Here is a 17509-nt window from a genome sequence, read left to right as displayed (position 1 = left end):
ACCGAGTGTCCGCGCGGCAAGGCATACTCGACGGGTGAGCACGAGTCCCGAGATCCGCACCCTGCCCGTTCCCGATGGCCTGGAGGGCGAGCGCGTCGACGCCGCCATCGCCCGTATGTTCGGGTTCTCCCGTACGAAGGCGGCCGAGCTGGCCGCCGCCGGGAAGGTCCAGGTCGACGGCGCCGTCGTCGGCAAGTCCGAGCGGGTCAGCGGTGGCGCGTGGCTCGAGGTCGAGCTGCCGGGCGCGGCCGCGCCGGTGCAGATCGTCGCCGAGCCCGTCGAGGGCATGGAGATCGTCCACGACGACGACGACATCGTCGTGATCATGAAGCCGGTCGGCGTCGCCGCCCACCCCAGCCCCGGCTGGACCGGCACCACCGTCATCGGCGGCCTCGCCGCCGCCGGGTACCGCATCTCCACCTCCGGCGCCGCCGAGCGCCAGGGCATCGTGCACCGCCTCGACGTCGGCACCTCCGGCCTCATGGTCGTCGCCAAGTCCGAGTACGCGTACACCTCGCTCAAGCGCCAGTTCAAGGAGCGCACGGTCGACAAGCGCTACAACGCGCTGGTCCAGGGCCACCCTGACCCGATGAGCGGCACCATCGACGCGCCGATCGGCCGGCACCCGAACCACGACTACAAGTGGGCCGTCACCGCCGAGGGCAAGCCCTCCGTGACGCACTACGACCTCATCGAGGCGTACCGTTCCGCCTCGCTGCTCGACATCAAGCTGGAGACGGGCCGCACCCACCAGATCCGGGTGCACATGTCCGCCCACCGCCACCCCTGCGTCGGCGACCTCACCTACGGCGCCGACCCCACGCTCGCCAAGCGCCTCGGCCTGACCCGGCAGTGGCTGCACGCCGTCCGGCTCGGCTTCGAGCACCCGGGCGACGGCTCGTGGGTCGAGTTCTCCAGCACGTACCCCGCCGACCTCCAGACCGCCCTGGACCGGATCGCCTCGGAGAGCCGGTGACCACCGCCGCGTACACCGTCCGCCAGGCCGTCGGCGAGGACGACCGCGAGGCGTGCTTCGCGGTCCGCCGTGAGGTGTTCGTGGTGGAGCAGGGCGTTCCGCAGGAGCTGGAGTACGACACGTACGACGCCACCGCGGTCCACGTCCTCGCCCGCCGCGAGGACGGGCTGCCGCTCGGCACCGGACGCCTGCTGCACGGGGCCGACGCGCTCGGCAAGACCGGCGGCGACGCCTCGGTCGGGTCGCTCGGCCGGCTCGCGGTCACCGAGGCGGCCCGCGGGCTCGGCGTCGGCGCGGCGCTCGTGAGGGCCGTCGAGGACGCGGCGCGCGAGCGCGGTCTCGCCGCCGTCGACCTGCACGCGCAGACGCACGCGCTCGGGTTCTACGAGCGGCTCGGGTACGTGGCGTACGGCCCCGAGTTCCCGGACGCGGGCATTCCGCACCGGGCCATGCGCAAGTCCCTGTAGGAGCCCTGCCGGAGGGACGCACCCGACGCGATCGGGGGCAATAGTCATCAAAACGGGCGTACGTGGCAGGGTAGGGCCGTGGATCAATTGGCCCTGCTCTTCCTGCTGCTCCTCGGCGCCGTGCTCACCGTCCCCCTCGGGGACCGGCTCGGACTGCCCGCGCCCGTCCTGATGACCCTCGTCGGGATGGTCCTCGCCGTCCTCCCGTTCGTGCCGAACGTCGAGATCCCGCCGGAACTGATCCTTCCGCTGGTCCTCCCGCCGCTGCTGTACGCCTCCGTGCAGCGGACCTCCTGGCGGCAGTTCGCCGCCAACAAGCGGCCGATCTTCCTGCTCGCGGTCGCCCTCGTCTTCGTCACCACGGCCGCCGTCGGCGCCGTCGCGAACGCGCTCGTCCCCGGCCTTCCGCTCGCCGCGGCCCTCGCGCTCGGCGCACTCGTCGCCCCGCCCGACCCGGTCGCGGCCACCGCCGTCGCCGGACAGCTCGGCCTGCCGCGCCGCATGGTCTCGATCCTGGAGGGCGAGGGGCTCTTCAACGACGTCACCGCGATCGTGCTCTACCACGTGGCCATCGCCGCCGTCGTCAGCGGCACCTTCTCCTGGCCCGCGGCGATCGGCGAGTTCGTGCTCTCCGCCGTCGTCGCCGTCGTCGTCGGCACGGGGCTCGGCTGGCTCGCCAACAAGCTCATCGCCGTCCTCGGCGACGTCACCCTCCAGACCGGCCTCACCCTCCTCGTCCCCTTCGTCAGCTACGTCCTCGCCGAGGAGCTGTACGGCTCCGGCGTCCTCGCCGTCCTGGTCACCGCGCTCTTCCTCGCGGAGCACGCGTCCGACGCCGACGACGTCATGGGCCGGCTCGCCGGCCAGACCTTCTGGCAGATCGTCGACACCCTCGTCACCGGCATCGCCTTCGGCCTCATCGGCCTGGAGGTCATCCACGTCTTCGGCGTCGCCGAGGGCCGCGGCTGGGAGATGGTCGGCTGGGGCGCGGCCGTCGTCGCGGTGGTCGTCGGCGTACGGCTGCTGTGGCTGCTGCCCGCCACCTGGATCGCCAAGCGGCTGCACCCCAAGCACACCGAGGAGGACATCCCGATGAGCTGGCGGGAGACGGTGATCATGTGGTGGGCCGGGATGCGCGGCGTCGCCTCCGTCGCCCTGGCCCTCGCCGTCCCGCTCGAGACCGACGACGGTTCGCCCTTCCCCGGCCGCGACGAGATCGTCTTCATCGCCTTCTGCGTGATCATCGCCACCCTCGTCTTCCAGGGCCTCACCCTGCCCTGGCTGGTCAGGCGGCTCGGCGTACAGGCCGACAGCGAGGCCGAGCGGACCCTCGAACGCGAGCTCGCGATCCGGGCGGCCAAGGCCGCCAAGCGCAGGCTCAAGGAGATCCAGGAGGTCGAGGAGCTCCCCGAGGAGGTCCAGGAGCGGCTGATGCGCGGCGCGTACGACATCGGGGCCCGGATCAGCACCGACATGGTCGACGAGGAGCGGAAGGCCGCCTTCGCCGAACGGGCCGAACGGCTCAAGGCCGTCCACCGGATCCAGCGCGAGCTGATGTCGGCCGCCCGGCACGAGATCCTCGCCGCGCGCAGCGAGCCGGGCGCCGACCCGGAGGTCGTGGACCGGGTGCTGCGCCAGCTGGACGTGCGCAGCATGCGCTGAGCGCGGCCCGGGACCGGCCGGATGGGAGGATGGACGGCATGGACATCATGCTCTTCCACTCGGCCTACGGGCTGACCCCTTCCGTCGAGGCCGCCGCCGAGCGGCTCCGTGCCGCCGGCCACCAGGTCTGGACGCCGGACCTCTACGGCGGGAAGACGGTCGGCACCGTCGAGGAGGGCGTGGCGCTCCGGGACGAGATCGGCAAGGACGAGCTGCTGAAGCGGGCGGTCCTGGCCGCCGCCCCCTACTCCGAGCGCGGTCTGGTCTACATGGGCCTCTCGCTCGGCGCCTCGATCGCGCAGACCCTGGCGCTCGGCGACGAGAAGGCGCGCGGGCTGCTGCTCTTCCACGGCACCTCGGACCTGGCCGAGTCGGCCTCGGTCGACGAGCTCCCCGTACAGCTGCACGTGGCCGAGCCCGACCCGTTCGAGACGGACGACTGGCTGTCGTCCTGGTACCTCCAGATGCGGAAGGCCGGGGCGGACGTGGAGATCCACCGCTACCGGGGCGCGGGGCACGTCTACACGGACGCGGAGCTGCCGGACTACGACGCGGAGGCGGCCGAGCGGACCTGGTCGGTGGCGCTGGCCTTCCTGGACGAGCTGTAGGCGGACGCGGACGCGGACGCGGATGCGACGCGGACGGGGCGCGGCCCCCGGGGAATCGGTGGATTCCCCGGGGGCCGCGCCCGTGTCCGGACGGTGCGTCAGGCGCGGTACGCGGTCCAGTACTCGTTCATGCGGGCCACCTGGCCGGCGGTGAACTGGTACATGCACGCGTCGTACGTGTAGTCCATGAAGTTGTGGATCGGGTCGACGCCCGGCTTCGAGGCGCAGGAGTCACGGCCGGTCGGGCACTCGTAGGCCGGGCTCTTCTCGGCCGGGGTGTCGGAGACGTAGTCGCCGTTTCCGTTGCAGCCGCCCTGGAAGGTGTGGTAAAGGCCCATCCAGTGGCCGACCTCGTGGGTCGCGGTGTCGCCCTCGTCGTAGTTGGTCGCCGAGCCGCCCGGGAGGGAGGAGTCGAGGACGACGACGCCGTCCATGGACGGGTTGGACTGGTACGAGGACGGGAAGGTCGCCCAGCCGAGCAGGCCGCCGCCGAGCTTGGCGGTGTAGAAGTTCAGCGCGCCGGCGCCGCCCTTGCGGAGGGTCTGCTTCATCTGCTTCTCGGCGGTGGAGCCGGAGGTCAGGTTGTACCAGGTGGCGTTGTCCGTGTAGTCCGTCCCGGCCAGCGTGAACTGGAAGTTGGAGTTCACGTTGCCCGTCCCCTGGCCGGCGTAGGCCGCGTTGAGGACGTTCATCTGGTTGGTGATCTGGGTGGCGGAGAGCTTGCCCGTCGTGCCCGAGTGGATGACGTGGAAGTAGACGGGGATGCTCACCACGGCGGCGGCGTCGGCGGCGCCGGTGAGGCGCTGCTCGGCGCGGGCGGCGGCGATCTTCTTCTTGAAGTCGTCGTCCATGGCCTTGGCCTGATCGGCCGTGACCTCGTTGGGCTCGTGCTTGTGGGCGTCCGCACCGCGCGCCTTGCGGGCACCGGAGAGGGCGGTGGTGCCGTCCGCGCACTCCTCGGCCGAGGCGCCGGCGAGGGTGACCGCGCCGGTGGCGACGGGGGCGGACAGGGGGGCCAGGGCCAGGGTTCCGGCCATGACGGCGGTGCCGATCATACGACGTGACATGCGGGGGGATATACGGACAAGAGCACGCATGGTGACTCCTCGCGGGGGGTGTCGGGGAGGAACTTCCTCGCCACGGCGGGGAGATTACGCGTCCATGTCAGACAGTGTTGAGGAGTGATCAAGCCCAATCATTCATGGGGCAATTCGGTCTATCGGGAAGAAATTCTTGCGTGGATTCCGGAGTTTGAGACCCGGACGTAACGAATGAGGCGTCTGGGGCGGGTGGTGTGTCCGAGTTTGTTCCTCGGACCCACCACCAGCCGTAGTGACGACATCTCCCGGTAACGTGATCGATCATGGCCGAAAATCGACGCTGAGGAGTCGTCAAGGAGTCGTCACGGGAACATCAGCGCACCGGCTGGTACACCCGCTCGACACGCTGCGTTCCGTTCAGGGTCCGGTAGGAGCGCGCCCAGGCCGTGCTCGCGGCCGGGTCCGTCCTGTCGGAGACCGTGTAGTAGTCCATCTGCGAACGCTCGGCGGTCACGTCGAGGACCCCGTACCCGTGGTGGTCCATGTCCACCCACTTCACGTGCCGGTTGGCGGTCTTGACGGCCCCCGCGGCCACCAAGGACACCGTGCCCGGGGCCACGTGCAACATGTCGTCGAGGTTGTCCGAGGTCACCGAGGTGACCACGAACTCGGTCGCCGCGGAGGCCGACAGCGGGTACGTCGCCGCCTTCACCGGTACGTCGTTGGCCCAGGCCATGTGGATGTCACCGGTCAGGAAGACGGTGTTCCTGATGCCCCGCGAGGTCAGGTGCGCCAGCAGCTCCTTCCGGTCGTCGGTGTACCCGTCCCACTGGTCCACGTTGACCGCGAGGCCCTCCTTGGGCAGGCCCATGAGCTCGGCGAGCGGCTCCAGGAGGTGGGCGGGGAGGGAGCCGAAGGCGACCGGAGAGATCATCACCGAGGTGCCGACGAGCTGCCAGGCCGCGTCCGAGCCCGCGAGTCCGGCCTTGAGCCAGTCCAGCTGGGCGCGGCCGGTGATCGAGCGCTCCGGGTCGTCGACCGTGCCGCTGCCCGTCTTCGCGGGGGCGGACCGGAAGGAGCGCAGGTCGAGCAGGTGGAGATCGGCCAGCCGGCCGAAGCGCAGCCGGCGGAAGACCGTGCCCTCGGTGGAGGCGCGGACCGGCATCCACTCGAAGTACGCCTGCTTGGCGGCGGCGACCCGGGCCGCCCAGTCGCCCTCGGTGCCGGGGGTGTGGTTCTCGGCCCCGCCGGTCCAGGCGTCGTTGGCGAACTCGTGGTCGTCCCAGATCGCGACGACCGGGTGGGCCGCGTGCAGCGCCTGGAGGTCGGGGTCCGTCTTGTACGTGGCGTGCCGGAGGCGGTAGTCGGCGAGCGAGACGATCTCGTGCGCGGGCAGGTGCTGCCGGACGCCGTACTTCGCCTCGGGGTAGACCCCGGAGCCGTACTCGTACACGTAGTCGCCGAGGTGGAGGATCGCGTCCAGGTCGGCGCGGGCGGCGAGGTGGCGGTAGGCGGAGAAGTGGCCGGCCTCCCAGTTGGCGCAGGAGACCACGCCGAAGCGGATGTTGGCGGCGGTGGCGTCGGCGGCCGGGGCGGTGCGGGTGCGGGCGGCCGGGGAGACGGCGCCGTCGGCGGTGAAGCGGAACCAGTAGGAGGTGCCGGGGCGCAGACCCCGGACGTCCGCCTTCACGGTGTGGTCGGACGCGGCGCTCGCGAGGGTCGCGCCGGCGGCGACGACCCGGGTGAAGGAGCGGTCCTCGGCCAGCTCCCAGTCGACCCGGACGTCCGGGCCGATCCCGGAGCCGGGCACGGCCTCGGGGGTGGGGGTGACGCGCGTCCAGAGGAGGACGCCGTCGGGCAGCGGGTCGCCGGAGGCGACACCGTGGAGGAAGGCGGGTGCCGCGGGGACCGTGGAGTCCGCGAGTGCGGGGGAGGCGGCGCCGAGCAGGGTGGGCGCGGCGACGGCGCTGACGGCGGCGGCCTTGACGACCGTGCGGCGCGTGGGGGCGGTGGTGAGGGACTGTTGTGTCACGGACAGTCAGATTACTGACGGGTAGTGCCCTGGGGCAGACGAAAACCGGAAGTTCTTCGACTTGTCAGATAAACGTCGCCGGCCCCGGACCTGGCGGGTCCGGGGCCGGGGATGCGGCGGTGAGGGGTGCGGGCGTCAGGCCTTCAGCGCCTTGTCGATCGCCGTCGTGAACTGCGCGGCCGTCATCGGGATGCCGTCGCCGCCCTCGGCCGTGACCTTCTCGCCGTCCATCTTCAGCGTCGGCGTGCCGGTCACCCCGCTCGCGTCGAAGACCTTCGACATCTTCATCGCCCAGGCGTCGAACGTGCCGTTCTCGACGTTCTTCCTGAACTCCGCGTTGTTCTTGAGCGCCGGGACCGTCTCCGCCGCGTCGAGCAGGTAGGAGTCCTTGGCGAACTCGTCCTTGGTCTCCTCCGGGTGGATGTCCGTGGAGTAGAGCGCCGCCTTGTACTGGAGGAAGGCCTCGGGGCTCACGTTCAGGGCCGCGCCGAGCGCCGAGAGCGCGTTCTTCGAGCCCTCGCCCGTGAGGTTGTCGTCGAGGAAGGTGGCCCCGACGTACTTCAGCTTGTACTTGCCGGCCTCGACGTCCTTCTCGATCGTCGAGCCCACGCCCTGCTCGAAGGTCGCGCAGACCGGGCAGCGCGCGTCCTCGTAGATCTCCAGGGTCTTCTTCGCGGACGGCTTGCCGATGACGACCGTGGTGCCGTCGGTGCCCGTGGTGTTCTTCGGGGCGGTCACGTTCTTCGCGTCGGCCGCCGTCTCCCACTGGGTGGGCTTGTTCGACTGGACGACCGCGTAGCCGATGCCGCCGGCGGCGGCCAGGACGGCCACGGCCGAGACGCCGACGACGAGCCGGCGGCGGGCGCGCTCCTTCTTCGCCTGGCGCTCGCGCTCCTCGCGCAGTCGCTCGCGGGCGGCGGCCTTGTTGGACTTGCTGTTGCGTGCACTCATGATCGGGGACTCCGTGAGAAGGGGAAGGCTGGGGGACTGCCCGAGCCGGGGCTCAGGCCGCGAGGGCGTAGCCCGGCGCGGGCGGTCCCCGCCGCCCCACGGAGTGCACGAGAAGGCGCGTGCGGGAGGGGCGGGGCCGGACCACGGCCCGGCCGGTGCCACCGGGCGCCGTCCCGGCGCCCCGGAAGAAGGCCGCCACGAGCAGCAGCGGCCGGAACGCGAAGGCCTCCACCGCGCCGAGCAGCCGGGCGAGCGCCCGCTCCCCGCCGCGCAGCCAGCACGCCGCCCCGAAGCCGACGCCGACGTGCGCAAGGAGCAGCAGCCACGGAACCGACGGATCGGGGGAGTCGAGCAGCGCCGCCGCCCCCGCGCTCCCCGGTTCGGCCACCCCCGGCAGGGGCGTACCGACCGCGCCGCCGCACAGGACGTCGACGCCCACCGCGCGCAGCGACCCGGCGACCGGGCCGCCGGCCGCTCCGTAACAGACCGCCTGACCGCTGGTGAAGAGCGTGTCGGCGGCCAGCTCCAGCGGGACGAGGAGCCCGGCGATCGGACCGAGGCCCCGCTCGCGGCCGGCGAGCAGGTAGGCGACGGCGAAGACGGCCGCGGCCACCGGGACGACCGTCCCGACCGGCAGCGGCGCGCCGGACAGCAGGACGTGGGACGCGACGGACAGCGTCACGACCAGGGCCGTGAAGAACGCCGCCCGCAGCACCCTCAGCTGCGTCCCCGCCATCTCTTCCATCGTCGTGGAGTGTGCCATGAACGGGGGTAAGCGGTCCTTAAAGGGAACCTGTGGACAAAACCGCAGGAGGTGTTCCGGAGCGCCTACAGCCCCGGGATCCGGCCGTTGCGGAAGAGGTCCACGAAGATCTGGTGGTCGGCCCGCGCCCGGTGCCCGTACGCGTGGGCGAAGTCCACCAGGAGGTCGGCGAAGCCCTCCTCGTCGGCCGCGATCGCCGCGTCGATGGCCCGCTCGGTGGAGAACTCCACCAGCGACTGCCCGCTCGACTCGTCCGCCGCCGCGTGCATCGTCGCCGTCGCCCGGCCCAGGTCCGCCACGGTCGCCGCGATCTCGTCGAGGTCGTCGATGTCCGACCAGTCCAGGTCCACCGCGTACGGCGAGACCTCGGCCACCAGCTGCCCGGAGCCGTCGAGCTCCGTCCAGCCGAGCCACGGGTCCGCGTGCGCCTGGAGCGCCCGCTGGGAGATCACGGTGCGGTGGCCCTCGTGGTGGAAGTACTCCCGTACCGCCGGGTCCGTGACGTGCCGGGAGACCGCCGGGGTCTGCGCCTGCTTCAGGTAGATCACGACGTCGTTCTCCAGCGCGTCGCTGTGGCCTTCGAGCAGGATGTTGTACGAGGGGAGGCCCGCCGAGCCGATGCCGATCCCGCGCCTTCCGACGACGTCCTTGACCCGGTACGAGTCGGGGCGGACGAGGCTGGACTCCGGAAGGGTCTCCAGGTAGCCGTCGAAGGCGGCGAGGACCTTGTAGCGGGTGGCCGCGTCCAGCTCGATCGTGCCGCGGCCGGCCGTGAAGCGGCGCTCGTGGTCGCGGATCTCCGTCATCGAGTCGAGCAGCCCGAAGCGGGTCTGCGCGCGGGCGGCGCGCAGCGCGCCGAGGAGCGGGCCCTCGGTGGTCTCCAGGGTGAAGGCGGGCACCTCGTCCCCCTTGGCGCCGGTCGCGAGGGCGTGGATCCGCTCGCGGTAGGCGCCGGCGTAGATCCGGACGAGCGAGGTGATCTGCTCGTCGGAGAGCGCCTTCCCGTAGCCGATCAGGGCGAGGGAGGCGGCGAAGCGCTTCAGGTCCCAGGTGAAGGGGCCGACGTACGCCTCGTCGAAGTCGTTCACGTTGAAGATCAGGCGCCCGTTGGCCGCCATGTACGTGCCGAAGTTCTCGGCGTGGAGGTCGCCGTGGATCCAGACCCGGCCGGTCCGCTCGTCCAGGTACGGCCCGCCGCGCACCTCGCGCTCCAGGTCCGCGTAGAAGAGGCAGGCCGTGCCCCGGTAGAAGGCGAAGGCCGAGCCCGCCATCTTGCGGAACTTCACGCGGAAGGCCGCGGGGTCGGCGGCGAGGAGCTCGCCGAAGGCCGTGTCGAAGACGGCGAGGACGTGCTCACCGCGCTCCGCGACGGTGGGCGTGGGGACCGACATCGAGGTGCCTCCTGGTGCAAGACTGCTCATGACAAATGGGACAGGCGTTCCCAGCCGTCCAACGCTCGACGGTACCGGCGCGTGCCCGCGACCGTCGGCCGTCCTGTCGGTCGGCCGACGTAGACTTCCACGCTGTCCCCTCGGAAAATCAGTCGGAGGCCTCCCCCGTGACCAAGCCGCCCTTCACGCACCTCCACGTCCACACCCAGTACTCGCTGCTGGACGGTGCCGCGCGGCTCAAGGACATGTTCAACGCGTGCAACGAGATGGGCATGACCCATATCGCCATGTCCGACCACGGCAACCTCCACGGGGCCTATGACTTCTTCCACACCGCGAAGAAGGCCGGTGTGACGCCGATCATCGGCATCGAGGCGTACGTCGCCCCCGAGTCCCGGCGGAACAAGCGGAAGATCCAGTGGGGCCAGCCGCACCAGAAGCGGGACGACGTCTCCGGCTCCGGTGGCTACACCCACAAGACGATCTGGGCGGCGAACAACACCGGACTCCACAACCTCTTCAAGCTCTCCTCCGACGCCTACGCCGAGGGCTGGCTGCAGAAGTGGCCCCGGATGGACAAGGAGACGATCTCGAAGTGGTCGGAGGGGCTCATCGCCTCCACCGGCTGCCCCTCCGGCGAGCTCCAGACCCGGCTGCGCCTCGGCCAGTTCGACGAGGCCCTCAAGGCCGCCTCCGAGTACCAGGACATCTTCGGCAAGGACCGCTACTTCCTGGAGCTGATGGACCACGGCATCGAGATCGAGCGCCGGGTCCGCGACGGGCTCCTGGAGATCGGCAAGAAGCTCGGCATCCCGCCGCTGGTGACCAACGACTCGCACTACACGTACGCGCACGAGGCCGGCGCCCACGACGCCCTGCTCTGCATCCAGACCGGCAAGAACCTCTCCGATCCGGACCGCTTCCGCTTCGACGGCACCGGCTACTACCTCAAGTCCACGGACGAGATGTACGCGGTGGACTCCTCGGACGCCTGGCAGGAGGGCTGCCGCAACACGCTGCTCGTCGCCGAGCAGATCGACACCACCGGCATGTTCGAGCCGCGCGACCTCATGCCGAAGTTCGACATCCCCGAGGGCTACACCGACACGACCTGGTTCCGCGAGGAGACCATGCGGGGCATGCACCGCCGGTTCCCGAACGGCATCCCCGAGGACCGCCTCAAGCAGGTCGAGTACGAGATGGACACCATCATCTCGATGGGCTTCCCCGGCTACTTCCTCGTCGTCGCCGACTTCATCATGTGGGCGAAGAAGCAGGGCATCGCCGTGGGCCCCGGCCGAGGCTCCGCGGCCGGCTCGATCGTCGCGTACGCCATGGGCATCACCGACCTCGACCCCATCCCGCACGGCCTGATCTTCGAGCGCTTCCTCAACCCCGAGCGCATCTCCATGCCCGACGTCGACATCGACTTCGACGAGCGCCGGCGCGTCGAGGTCATCCGGTACGTCACGGAGAAGTACGGCTCCGACAAGGTCGCCATGATCGGCACCTACGGCAAGATCAAGGCGAAGAACGCCATCAAGGACTCCGCGCGCGTCCTCGGCTACCCCTACGCGATGGGCGACCGGCTCACCAAGGCCATGCCCGCCGACGTCCTCGGCAAGGGCATCGACCTCAACGGCATCACCGACCCCTCCCACCCCCGCTACGGCGAGGCGGGCGAGATCCGGGCGATGTACGAGAACGAGCCGGACGTGAAGAAGGTCATCGACACCGCCCGCGGCGTCGAGGGCCTGGTCCGCCAGATGGGCGTGCACGCGGCCGGCGTGATCATGTCCAGCGAGCCGATCGTCGAGCACGCCCCCATCTGGGTGCGGCACACCGACGGCGTGACCATCACGCAGTGGGACTACCCCCAGTGCGAGTCGCTCGGCCTGATCAAGATGGACTTCCTGGGCCTCAGGAACCTGACGATCATGGACGACGCCGTCAAGATGGTGAAGGCCAACAAGGGCCTCGACCTCGACCTCCTCGCCCTCCCGCTGGACGACCCGAAGACCTTCGAACTGCTCCAGCGCGGTGACACCCTCGGCGTCTTCCAGTTCGACGGCGGCCCCATGCGCTCGCTGCTCCGGCTGATGAAGCCCGACAACTTCGAAGACATCTCCGCCGTGTCCGCGCTCTACCGCCCGGGCCCGATGGGCATGAACTCGCACACGAACTACGCCCTGCGCAAGAACAAGCAGCAGGAGATCACCCCGATCCACCCCGAGCTGGAGAAGCCGCTCGAAGAGGTGCTCGCGGTCACCTACGGCCTGATCGTGTACCAGGAGCAGGTGCAGAAGGCCGCCCAGATCATCGCCGGATACTCGCTCGGCGAGGCCGACATCCTCCGCCGCGTCATGGGCAAGAAGAAGCCCGACGAGCTGGCGAAGAACTTCACGATCTTCCAGGCCGGTGCCCGCAAGAACGGCTACAGCGACGAGGCCATCCAGGCCCTCTGGGACGTCCTGGTCCCCTTCGCCGGCTACGCCTTCAACAAGGCGCACTCCGCCGCGTACGGCCTGGTCTCCTACTGGACCGCCTACCTCAAGGCCAACTACCCGGCCGAGTACATGGCCGGTCTGCTGACCTCGGTCAAGGACGACAAGGACAAGTCCGCGGTCTACCTGAACGAGTGCCGCCGCATGGGCATCAAGGTCCTCCCGCCGAACGTGAACGAGTCGGAGTCGAACTTCGCCGCCCAGGGCGACGACGTGATCCTCTTCGGCCTCTCCGCCGTCCGCAACGTCGGCACCAACGTCGTCGAGTCGATCATCAAGTCGCGCAAGGCGAAGGGGAAGTACTCCTCCTTCCCCGACTTCCTCGACAAGGTCGAGGCCGTCGTCTGCAACAAGCGGACCATCGAGTCGCTGATCAAGGCCGGCGCCTTCGACACCATGGGCCACACCCGCAAGGGCCTGGTCGCCCACCACGAACCCATGATCGACAACGTGGTGGCGGTCAAGCGCAAGGAGGCCGAGGGACAGTTCGACCTCTTCGGCGGCATGGGTGACGAGTCGAGCGACGAGCCGGGCTTCGGCCTCGACGTCGAGTTCTCCGACGTCGAGTGGGAGAAGTCCTACCTGCTCGCCCAGGAGCGCGAGATGCTCGGCCTCTACGTCTCCGACCACCCGCTCTTCGGCATCGAGCACGTCCTGTCCGACAAGACGGACGCGGCGATCTCCCAGCTCACCGGCGGCGAGCACGGCGACGGCGCCGTCGTCACCATCGGCGGCATCATCTCGGGCCTCCAGCGCAAGATGACCAAGCAGGGCAACGCCTGGGCCATCGCCACCGTCGAGGACCTCGCCGGCTCCATCGAGTGCATGTTCTTCCCGGCCACCTACCAGCTGGTCTCCACCCAGCTGGTCGAGGACACGGTCGTCTTCGTGAAGGGCCGCCTCGACAAGCGCGAGGACGTGCCCCGGCTCGTCGCCATGGAGCTGATGGTCCCGGACCTGTCGAACGCGGGGACGAACGCGCCGGTGGTCCTCACCATCCCGACGGTGAAGGTGACCCCGCCGATGGTCAGCAGGCTCGGCGAGATCCTCAAGCACCACAAGGGCAACACCGAGGTGCGGATCAAGCTCCAGGGCCCCCGGACCACGACCGTCCTCCGGCTCGACCGGCACCGGGTCACCGCCGACCCGGCGCTCTTCGGCGACCTGAAGGTGCTGCTCGGCCCGTCCTGCCTGGCCGGCTGACATCTTCCCTTCCGTTCTCTTCCCTTCCGTTCCTTTCCCTTCTTTTCCCGCACGCGCTAGGGGCGCGCCCGTCGTCACGGGCGCGCCCCTTTGCCGTGCTCAGGCGTCGGAGTGGGCGTCAGTTGTGGCCGAAGCGCTTCTGACGGCCCTTCCGCGCCATGTCACCCGGAGTGACCTGGGTGGCGCGCTGCTCTGCCTGCGACTCGAACGCGGACTGCTGGGCCTGCTGGGCGCCGCGCTCGGCCGGGGACTGCTTCTGACTGCGGTTCTGGTTGCGGTTCTTGGCCATGGGGATGCCTCCTCGGAGGGACCTAGGGGTCAGGGCCGCTGTCAGACTCACATACCGGATGAAGCGTCGCATTTTGGATCATTACGGAACGTACGCATCGGGTGGGCGTGATACTCGCCACGCCGATGATCCAGTTCCGGACGTCAAGCACCTGACTCTCGGGCAGACTCGAAGGAAACCCGAAGCACCGAAGCACCGAAGCGCCCTTTCGAACCCGAGGCCCGAAAGAGGGTGGAACACGTGGACCGCTGCGTCGTCCTGGTGGACGCCGGCTACCTGCTGGGCGCCGCCGCCAGTCTCCTCGCCGGGGAACCGGCCCGCTCCCGGATCGCCGTCGACCATGCCGCGCTCATCCAGCAGCTGCGCGAGCGGGCCGAGGCCGAGACCGGGCTGCCGCTGCTGCGGATCTACTGGTTCGACGGAGCGCCCGACCGGGTGCCCCAGCCCGAGCACCGCCGACTGCGCGTGATGCCCCGGGTCACCGTCCGGCTCGGCGCCCTGACCAGGAGCGACGGACGCTGGGCGCAGAAGGGCGTCGACGCGGCCATGCACACCGAGCTGACCGAGCTCGCCCGGAACCGGGCCTGTTCCGACATCGTGCTCGTCACCGGCGACGGCGACCTCCTGCCCGGCCTCATGTCCGCCAAGGAACACGGCGTCGCCGTCCACCTGTGGGCCGTCCAGGCCGCCGACGGCGACTACAACCAGTCCGAGGACCTCGTGGCCGAGGCCGACGAACGGCGCGTCCTCGACCGGGCCTGGATCACCCGGGCCGTCCGCGCCCGCGACCTCACCGGCCTCTGCGCGCCCCCGCCCGCCCCGCGCCCCGAGATCGCCGCCATCCTCTCCGCGCCGCTGCCCGAGGCCGCCCTCGCCGCCTCCGCCGAACGGGCCGCCGAAGCCGCCGCCGCGGCCGCCGCCGTACGGAACGGGGGAGCGGCCCCCGCGGAGGCGCCGGCCCTCGGCGTACTCCCCGGCGCCCTCGTCAACGGCCAGGTGAACGGCCGCCCGGACGGCCGGCTGAACGGCCACGCGAACGGCGTCGGCCCGCACGCCGGCGACCGCGCCGACGGTCGCGCCGACGGCCACCCGGACCGCGGTGCCCACGAGGAGCCCACCCCCGCCGCCAAGGGCGTCCCCACCCCCAAGGACCTCGCCGCCGGACTCCGCGGCCCGGCCGCGCCCGCCGCACCCCTCGCCCCCGTCCCCCAGGGCGCGAGCGCGCTCCGCTGGTCCTCCGACCGGGGCTGGGTCGACCGCCCCACCGCGGCCCTCGGCGAACCGGCCGAGACCGCCTCGCTGCCCACCCTCGCCCTGCTCACCTCCGCCGAGCAGCGCTGGGCGGACCGCGAGGAGGACATCACCACCGTCGGCGGCGACCCCTTCGAGGTCGGCCAGGTCTTCGCCCGCCGCTGGATGGAGCGCCTTCCCGAGCAGAGCCACGTCCAGAAGCTCTCCACCCTCTACCCGCGCATCCCGCACCGCATCGACGGGGAACTCCTCCGGTACGCGGCGCGGTTCGGCCTCCTCGCCCACAAGGACGACCAGATCGACGAGCACGACCGGTACGCGATCCGGGCCGGTTTCTGGCGCGAGATCGACGTCCGCGCCGCCGCCGAACACGCCCCCGCGCCCGGGCCGGGACCGGCGACCCCGTAGGCTCTTCCCCCGTGAGTACGGTGTGCGCGGTGCGGGACCTGGTCAAGACGTACCCCGCCACGCGGGGCAGGCGCGGCGCGCCCGCGACGCCCGAGGTGCGCGCCACCGACGGGATCAGCCTCGACGTGCGCGGCGGCGAGATCTTCGGGCTGCTCGGCCCCAACGGGGCCGGCAAGTCCACGCTCGTGCGCCAGCTCACCGGCCTCATGCGCCCCGACTCCGGCACCGTCGAGCTCCTCGGCCACGACCTCGTGCGCCACCCCGAGCGTGCGTCCCGTCTCCTCGCCTACCTCGGCCAGGAGTCCACCGCCCTCGACGAGCTCACCGTCTCCCTTGCCGCCGAGACCACCGGCCGGCTGCGCGGCCTCGGTGCCCGGGAGGCACGCGACGCGCGCGACGCCGTCCTGGCCGAGCTCGGCCTCACCCCGATCGCCGACCGGCCCCTCAAGAAGCTCTCCGGCGGACAGCGCAGGCTCGCCTGCCTCGCCGCCGCGCTCGTCGGCGAGCGGCCCTTCCTCGTCCTCGACGAGCCCACCACCGGCATGGACCCCGTCGCCCGCCGGGCCGTCTGGGCCGCCGTCGACCGGCGGCGCGCCGAGCACGGCACCACCGTCCTCCTCGTCACCCACAACGTCATCGAGGCCGAGACCGTCCTCGACCGCGTCGCCGTCCTCGACCGCGGCCGGGTCATCGCCTGCGACACCCCCGCCGGGCTCAAGGAACGCGTCGCCGGAGAGGTCCGCGTCGAGCTCGTCTGGCGCGACGCGGCCCCCGTCCACCTGCCCGAGGTCGCCGCTCTGCGCGGACGGGCCCAGGAGACCGGACGGCGCTGGACGCTCCGGCTCGCCCCCGACGAGGCGCGGGCCGCCGTCGCCGCCGTCACCGGCGGAGCCGCCCTCGACGCCCTCGACGACTTCACCCTCGCCACGCCCAGCCTGGAGGACGTCTACCTCGCCCTCGGCGGGGCGACCGAGGGACTGGTGAAGGCGTGACCCCGCCGCGCCCGCGCGGCACACCGCTTTCCGTACGCGTACCCCACGTGGCCCCCCACCTGCCGCACGTGACCGTCAGGAGCTGTCCGCAGTGAGCACCCTGCCCGCCGAGGTCCTGCCGACCGGCGCGCTCCCCGCCGCCTCCCCGGCCGGGGCCGCACCCCTCGCCCCCCGGGCGCGGCTGCTGCCCGCCCTCGGCGCCGTCTACCGCGCACAGCTCTCGCGCGCCCGCGTCGCCCGCATCCCGCTGCTCTTCGTCGCCACCTTCCAGTCCGTCGGGATCATGGTGTTGATGCGCGGGGTCGTCGACGGGGGCTCCGAGGCGCGGGCCGTCGTCGCCGGGTCGACCGTCCTCGTCGTCGCCTTCGTCGCGCTCAACCTGCTCGCCCAGTACTTCGGACAGCTGCGGGCCAGCGGCGGCCTCGACCACTACGCCACCCTGCCCGTGCCGCCCGCCGCCGTCGTGCTCGGCGCCGCCGGCGCGTACGCCTCCTTCACCGTCCCCGGGACGGTCGTCACCGCGGTCTTCGGCTCCGTCCTCTTCGGCCTCCCGCTCGGCCAGCTCTGGATCCTCGGCGCGGTCGTCCCGCTCGCCGGGGCGGCGCTCGCCGGACTCGGCGCCGCCCTCGGCCTCCTCGCGCCCCGCCAGGAACTGGCCACCCTCCTCGGCCAGCTCGGCATGTCGGCCGCCCTGCTCCTCGGCGTCCTCCCCGCCGAGCGGCTCCCGGCGCCCATCGACTGGGCCCGGGACCTGCTGCCGTCGACGTACGGCGTGGAGGCCCTGGCCCGTACCTTCGAGCCCCGCCCCGACTGGGCGGCCGTCGGCCTCGACCTCGCCGTCTGCGCGGCGGTCGGAGTGGTCTCCCTGGCCCTCGCCACCTGGGCCTACCGCCGGGCCGCCGTCCGCTGAGGCGGGTTTGGGGGTGTCTTGTGGGGGGGGGGGGGGCCCGGCGGGGCCGGCCTTGAGGTGGC

14 protein-coding genes are annotated in these 17509 nt (G+C 71.4%); 8 read left to right on the top strand and 6 right to left on the bottom strand.

Translation table 11 applies throughout. The features are described from left to right. Positions 1 to 34: 34 nt before the first annotated feature. From AB0G79_RS07925 to AB0G79_RS07910, 4 genes are all read left to right on the top strand, one after another. Positions 35 to 976, top strand: coding sequence for an RluA family pseudouridine synthase (locus tag AB0G79_RS07925; RefSeq protein ID WP_360801897.1), 942 nt, complete (start codon positions 35 to 37; stop codon positions 974 to 976). Next, positions 973 to 1443 (top strand): GNAT family N-acetyltransferase, encoded by a 471-nt coding sequence (locus tag AB0G79_RS07920; RefSeq protein WP_360801895.1) that lies wholly within the window; start codon positions 973 to 975, stop codon positions 1441 to 1443. Before AB0G79_RS07925 ends, AB0G79_RS07920 begins: the two co-directional genes overlap by 4 nt. A 78-nt stretch (positions 1444 to 1521) precedes the next feature. Then, complete coding sequence (locus tag AB0G79_RS07915) at positions 1522 to 3105, top strand: Na+/H+ antiporter (RefSeq protein ID WP_360801892.1); 1584 nt, start codon at positions 1522 to 1524, stop codon at positions 3103 to 3105. A 38-nt stretch (positions 3106 to 3143) separates the two neighbouring features. Continuing rightward, positions 3144 to 3713 (top strand): dienelactone hydrolase family protein, encoded by a 570-nt coding sequence (locus tag AB0G79_RS07910; protein ID WP_360801889.1) that lies wholly within the window; start codon positions 3144 to 3146, stop codon positions 3711 to 3713. A gap of 98 nt (positions 3714 to 3811) precedes the next feature. Here AB0G79_RS07910 and AB0G79_RS07905 read toward each other — a convergent pair whose 3' ends face one another. The 5 genes from AB0G79_RS07905 to AB0G79_RS07885 form a co-directional block, all read right to left on the bottom strand. Continuing rightward, complete coding sequence (locus AB0G79_RS07905; protein WP_360801886.1) at positions 3812 to 4780, bottom strand: zinc metalloprotease; 969 nt, start codon at positions 4778 to 4780, stop codon at positions 3812 to 3814. Between the two features lie 346 nt (positions 4781 to 5126). Further along, positions 5127 to 6785: an alkaline phosphatase D family protein gene (locus AB0G79_RS07900; protein WP_360801883.1), complete on the bottom strand. Its 1659-nt coding sequence runs from the start codon at positions 6783 to 6785 to the stop codon at positions 5127 to 5129. A 135-nt stretch (positions 6786 to 6920) separates the two neighbouring features. Beyond that, a complete protein-coding gene (locus AB0G79_RS07895; protein ID WP_360801880.1) occupies positions 6921 to 7736 on the bottom strand; it encodes a DsbA family protein in 816 nt (271 codons plus the stop codon). 52 nt (positions 7737 to 7788) lie between these two features. After that, positions 7789 to 8499 (bottom strand): hypothetical protein, encoded by a 711-nt coding sequence (locus tag AB0G79_RS07890; RefSeq protein WP_360801877.1) that lies wholly within the window; start codon positions 8497 to 8499, stop codon positions 7789 to 7791. 65 nt (positions 8500 to 8564) lie between these two features. Beyond that, positions 8565 to 9890 (bottom strand): DUF2252 domain-containing protein, encoded by a 1326-nt coding sequence (locus AB0G79_RS07885; RefSeq protein WP_360801874.1) that lies wholly within the window; start codon positions 9888 to 9890, stop codon positions 8565 to 8567. Between the two features lie 167 nt (positions 9891 to 10057). On the opposite strand from AB0G79_RS07885, the gene dnaE reads away from it, so the two are divergent. Further along, the gene (gene dnaE, locus AB0G79_RS07880; protein ID WP_360801871.1) at positions 10058 to 13597 is read left to right on the top strand and encodes a DNA polymerase III subunit alpha; all 3540 of its coding nucleotides are present in this window, start codon (positions 10058 to 10060) and stop codon (positions 13595 to 13597) included. 118 nt (positions 13598 to 13715) lie between these two features. Here the strand turns inward: dnaE and AB0G79_RS07875 are convergent, their stop codons facing one another. After that, positions 13716 to 13886, bottom strand: a complete 171-nt coding sequence (locus AB0G79_RS07875) for a hypothetical protein (protein WP_360801868.1) — start codon at positions 13884 to 13886, stop codon at positions 13716 to 13718. Between the two features lie 240 nt (positions 13887 to 14126). On the opposite strand from AB0G79_RS07875, the gene AB0G79_RS07870 reads away from it, so the two are divergent. The 3 genes from AB0G79_RS07870 to AB0G79_RS07860 all read left to right on the top strand — a co-directional run bounded on the left by AB0G79_RS07870 (position 14127) and on the right by AB0G79_RS07860 (position 17447). Further along, positions 14127 to 15545, top strand: coding sequence for an NYN domain-containing protein (locus AB0G79_RS07870; RefSeq protein ID WP_360801865.1), 1419 nt, complete (start codon positions 14127 to 14129; stop codon positions 15543 to 15545). Positions 15546 to 15565: 20 nt separating this feature from the next. Then, positions 15566 to 16537, top strand: a complete 972-nt coding sequence (locus tag AB0G79_RS07865; protein ID WP_360803048.1) for an ABC transporter ATP-binding protein — start codon at positions 15566 to 15568, stop codon at positions 16535 to 16537. A gap of 100 nt (positions 16538 to 16637) precedes the next feature. Further along, positions 16638 to 17447, top strand: a complete 810-nt coding sequence (locus AB0G79_RS07860; RefSeq protein ID WP_360803045.1) for an ABC transporter permease — start codon at positions 16638 to 16640, stop codon at positions 17445 to 17447. The last annotated feature ends 62 nt before the right edge of the window (positions 17448 to 17509 follow it).

This window comes from Streptomyces sp. NPDC020807, assembly GCF_040641575.1.
Lineage (GTDB): Bacteria > Actinomycetota > Actinomycetes > Streptomycetales > Streptomycetaceae > Streptomyces.
Note: the sequence above shows the minus strand (reverse complement) of the source record. Positions and strands in the feature narration are given on the sequence as shown.

Bases quoted from the DNA above. Each gene is read 5' to 3' on its own strand.
- AB0G79_RS07895 (WP_360801880.1), bottom strand. From the start codon at position 7,736: ATGAGTGCACGCAACAGCAAGTCCAACAAGGCCGCCGCCCGCGAGCGA.
- AB0G79_RS07885 (WP_360801874.1), bottom strand. From the start codon at position 9,890: ATGTCGGTCCCCACGCCCACCGTCGCGGAGCGCGGTGAGCACGTCCTC.
- AB0G79_RS07875 (WP_360801868.1), bottom strand. From the start codon at position 13,886: ATGGCCAAGAACCGCAACCAGAACCGCAGTCAGAAGCAGTCCCCGGCC.
- AB0G79_RS07910 (WP_360801889.1), top strand. From the start codon at position 3,144: ATGGACATCATGCTCTTCCACTCGGCCTACGGGCTGACCCCTTCCGTC.
- AB0G79_RS07905 (WP_360801886.1), bottom strand. From the start codon at position 4,780: ATGTCACGTCGTATGATCGGCACCGCCGTCATGGCCGGAACCCTGGCC.
- AB0G79_RS07890 (WP_360801877.1), bottom strand. From the start codon at position 8,499: ATGGCACACTCCACGACGATGGAAGAGATGGCGGGGACGCAGCTGAGG.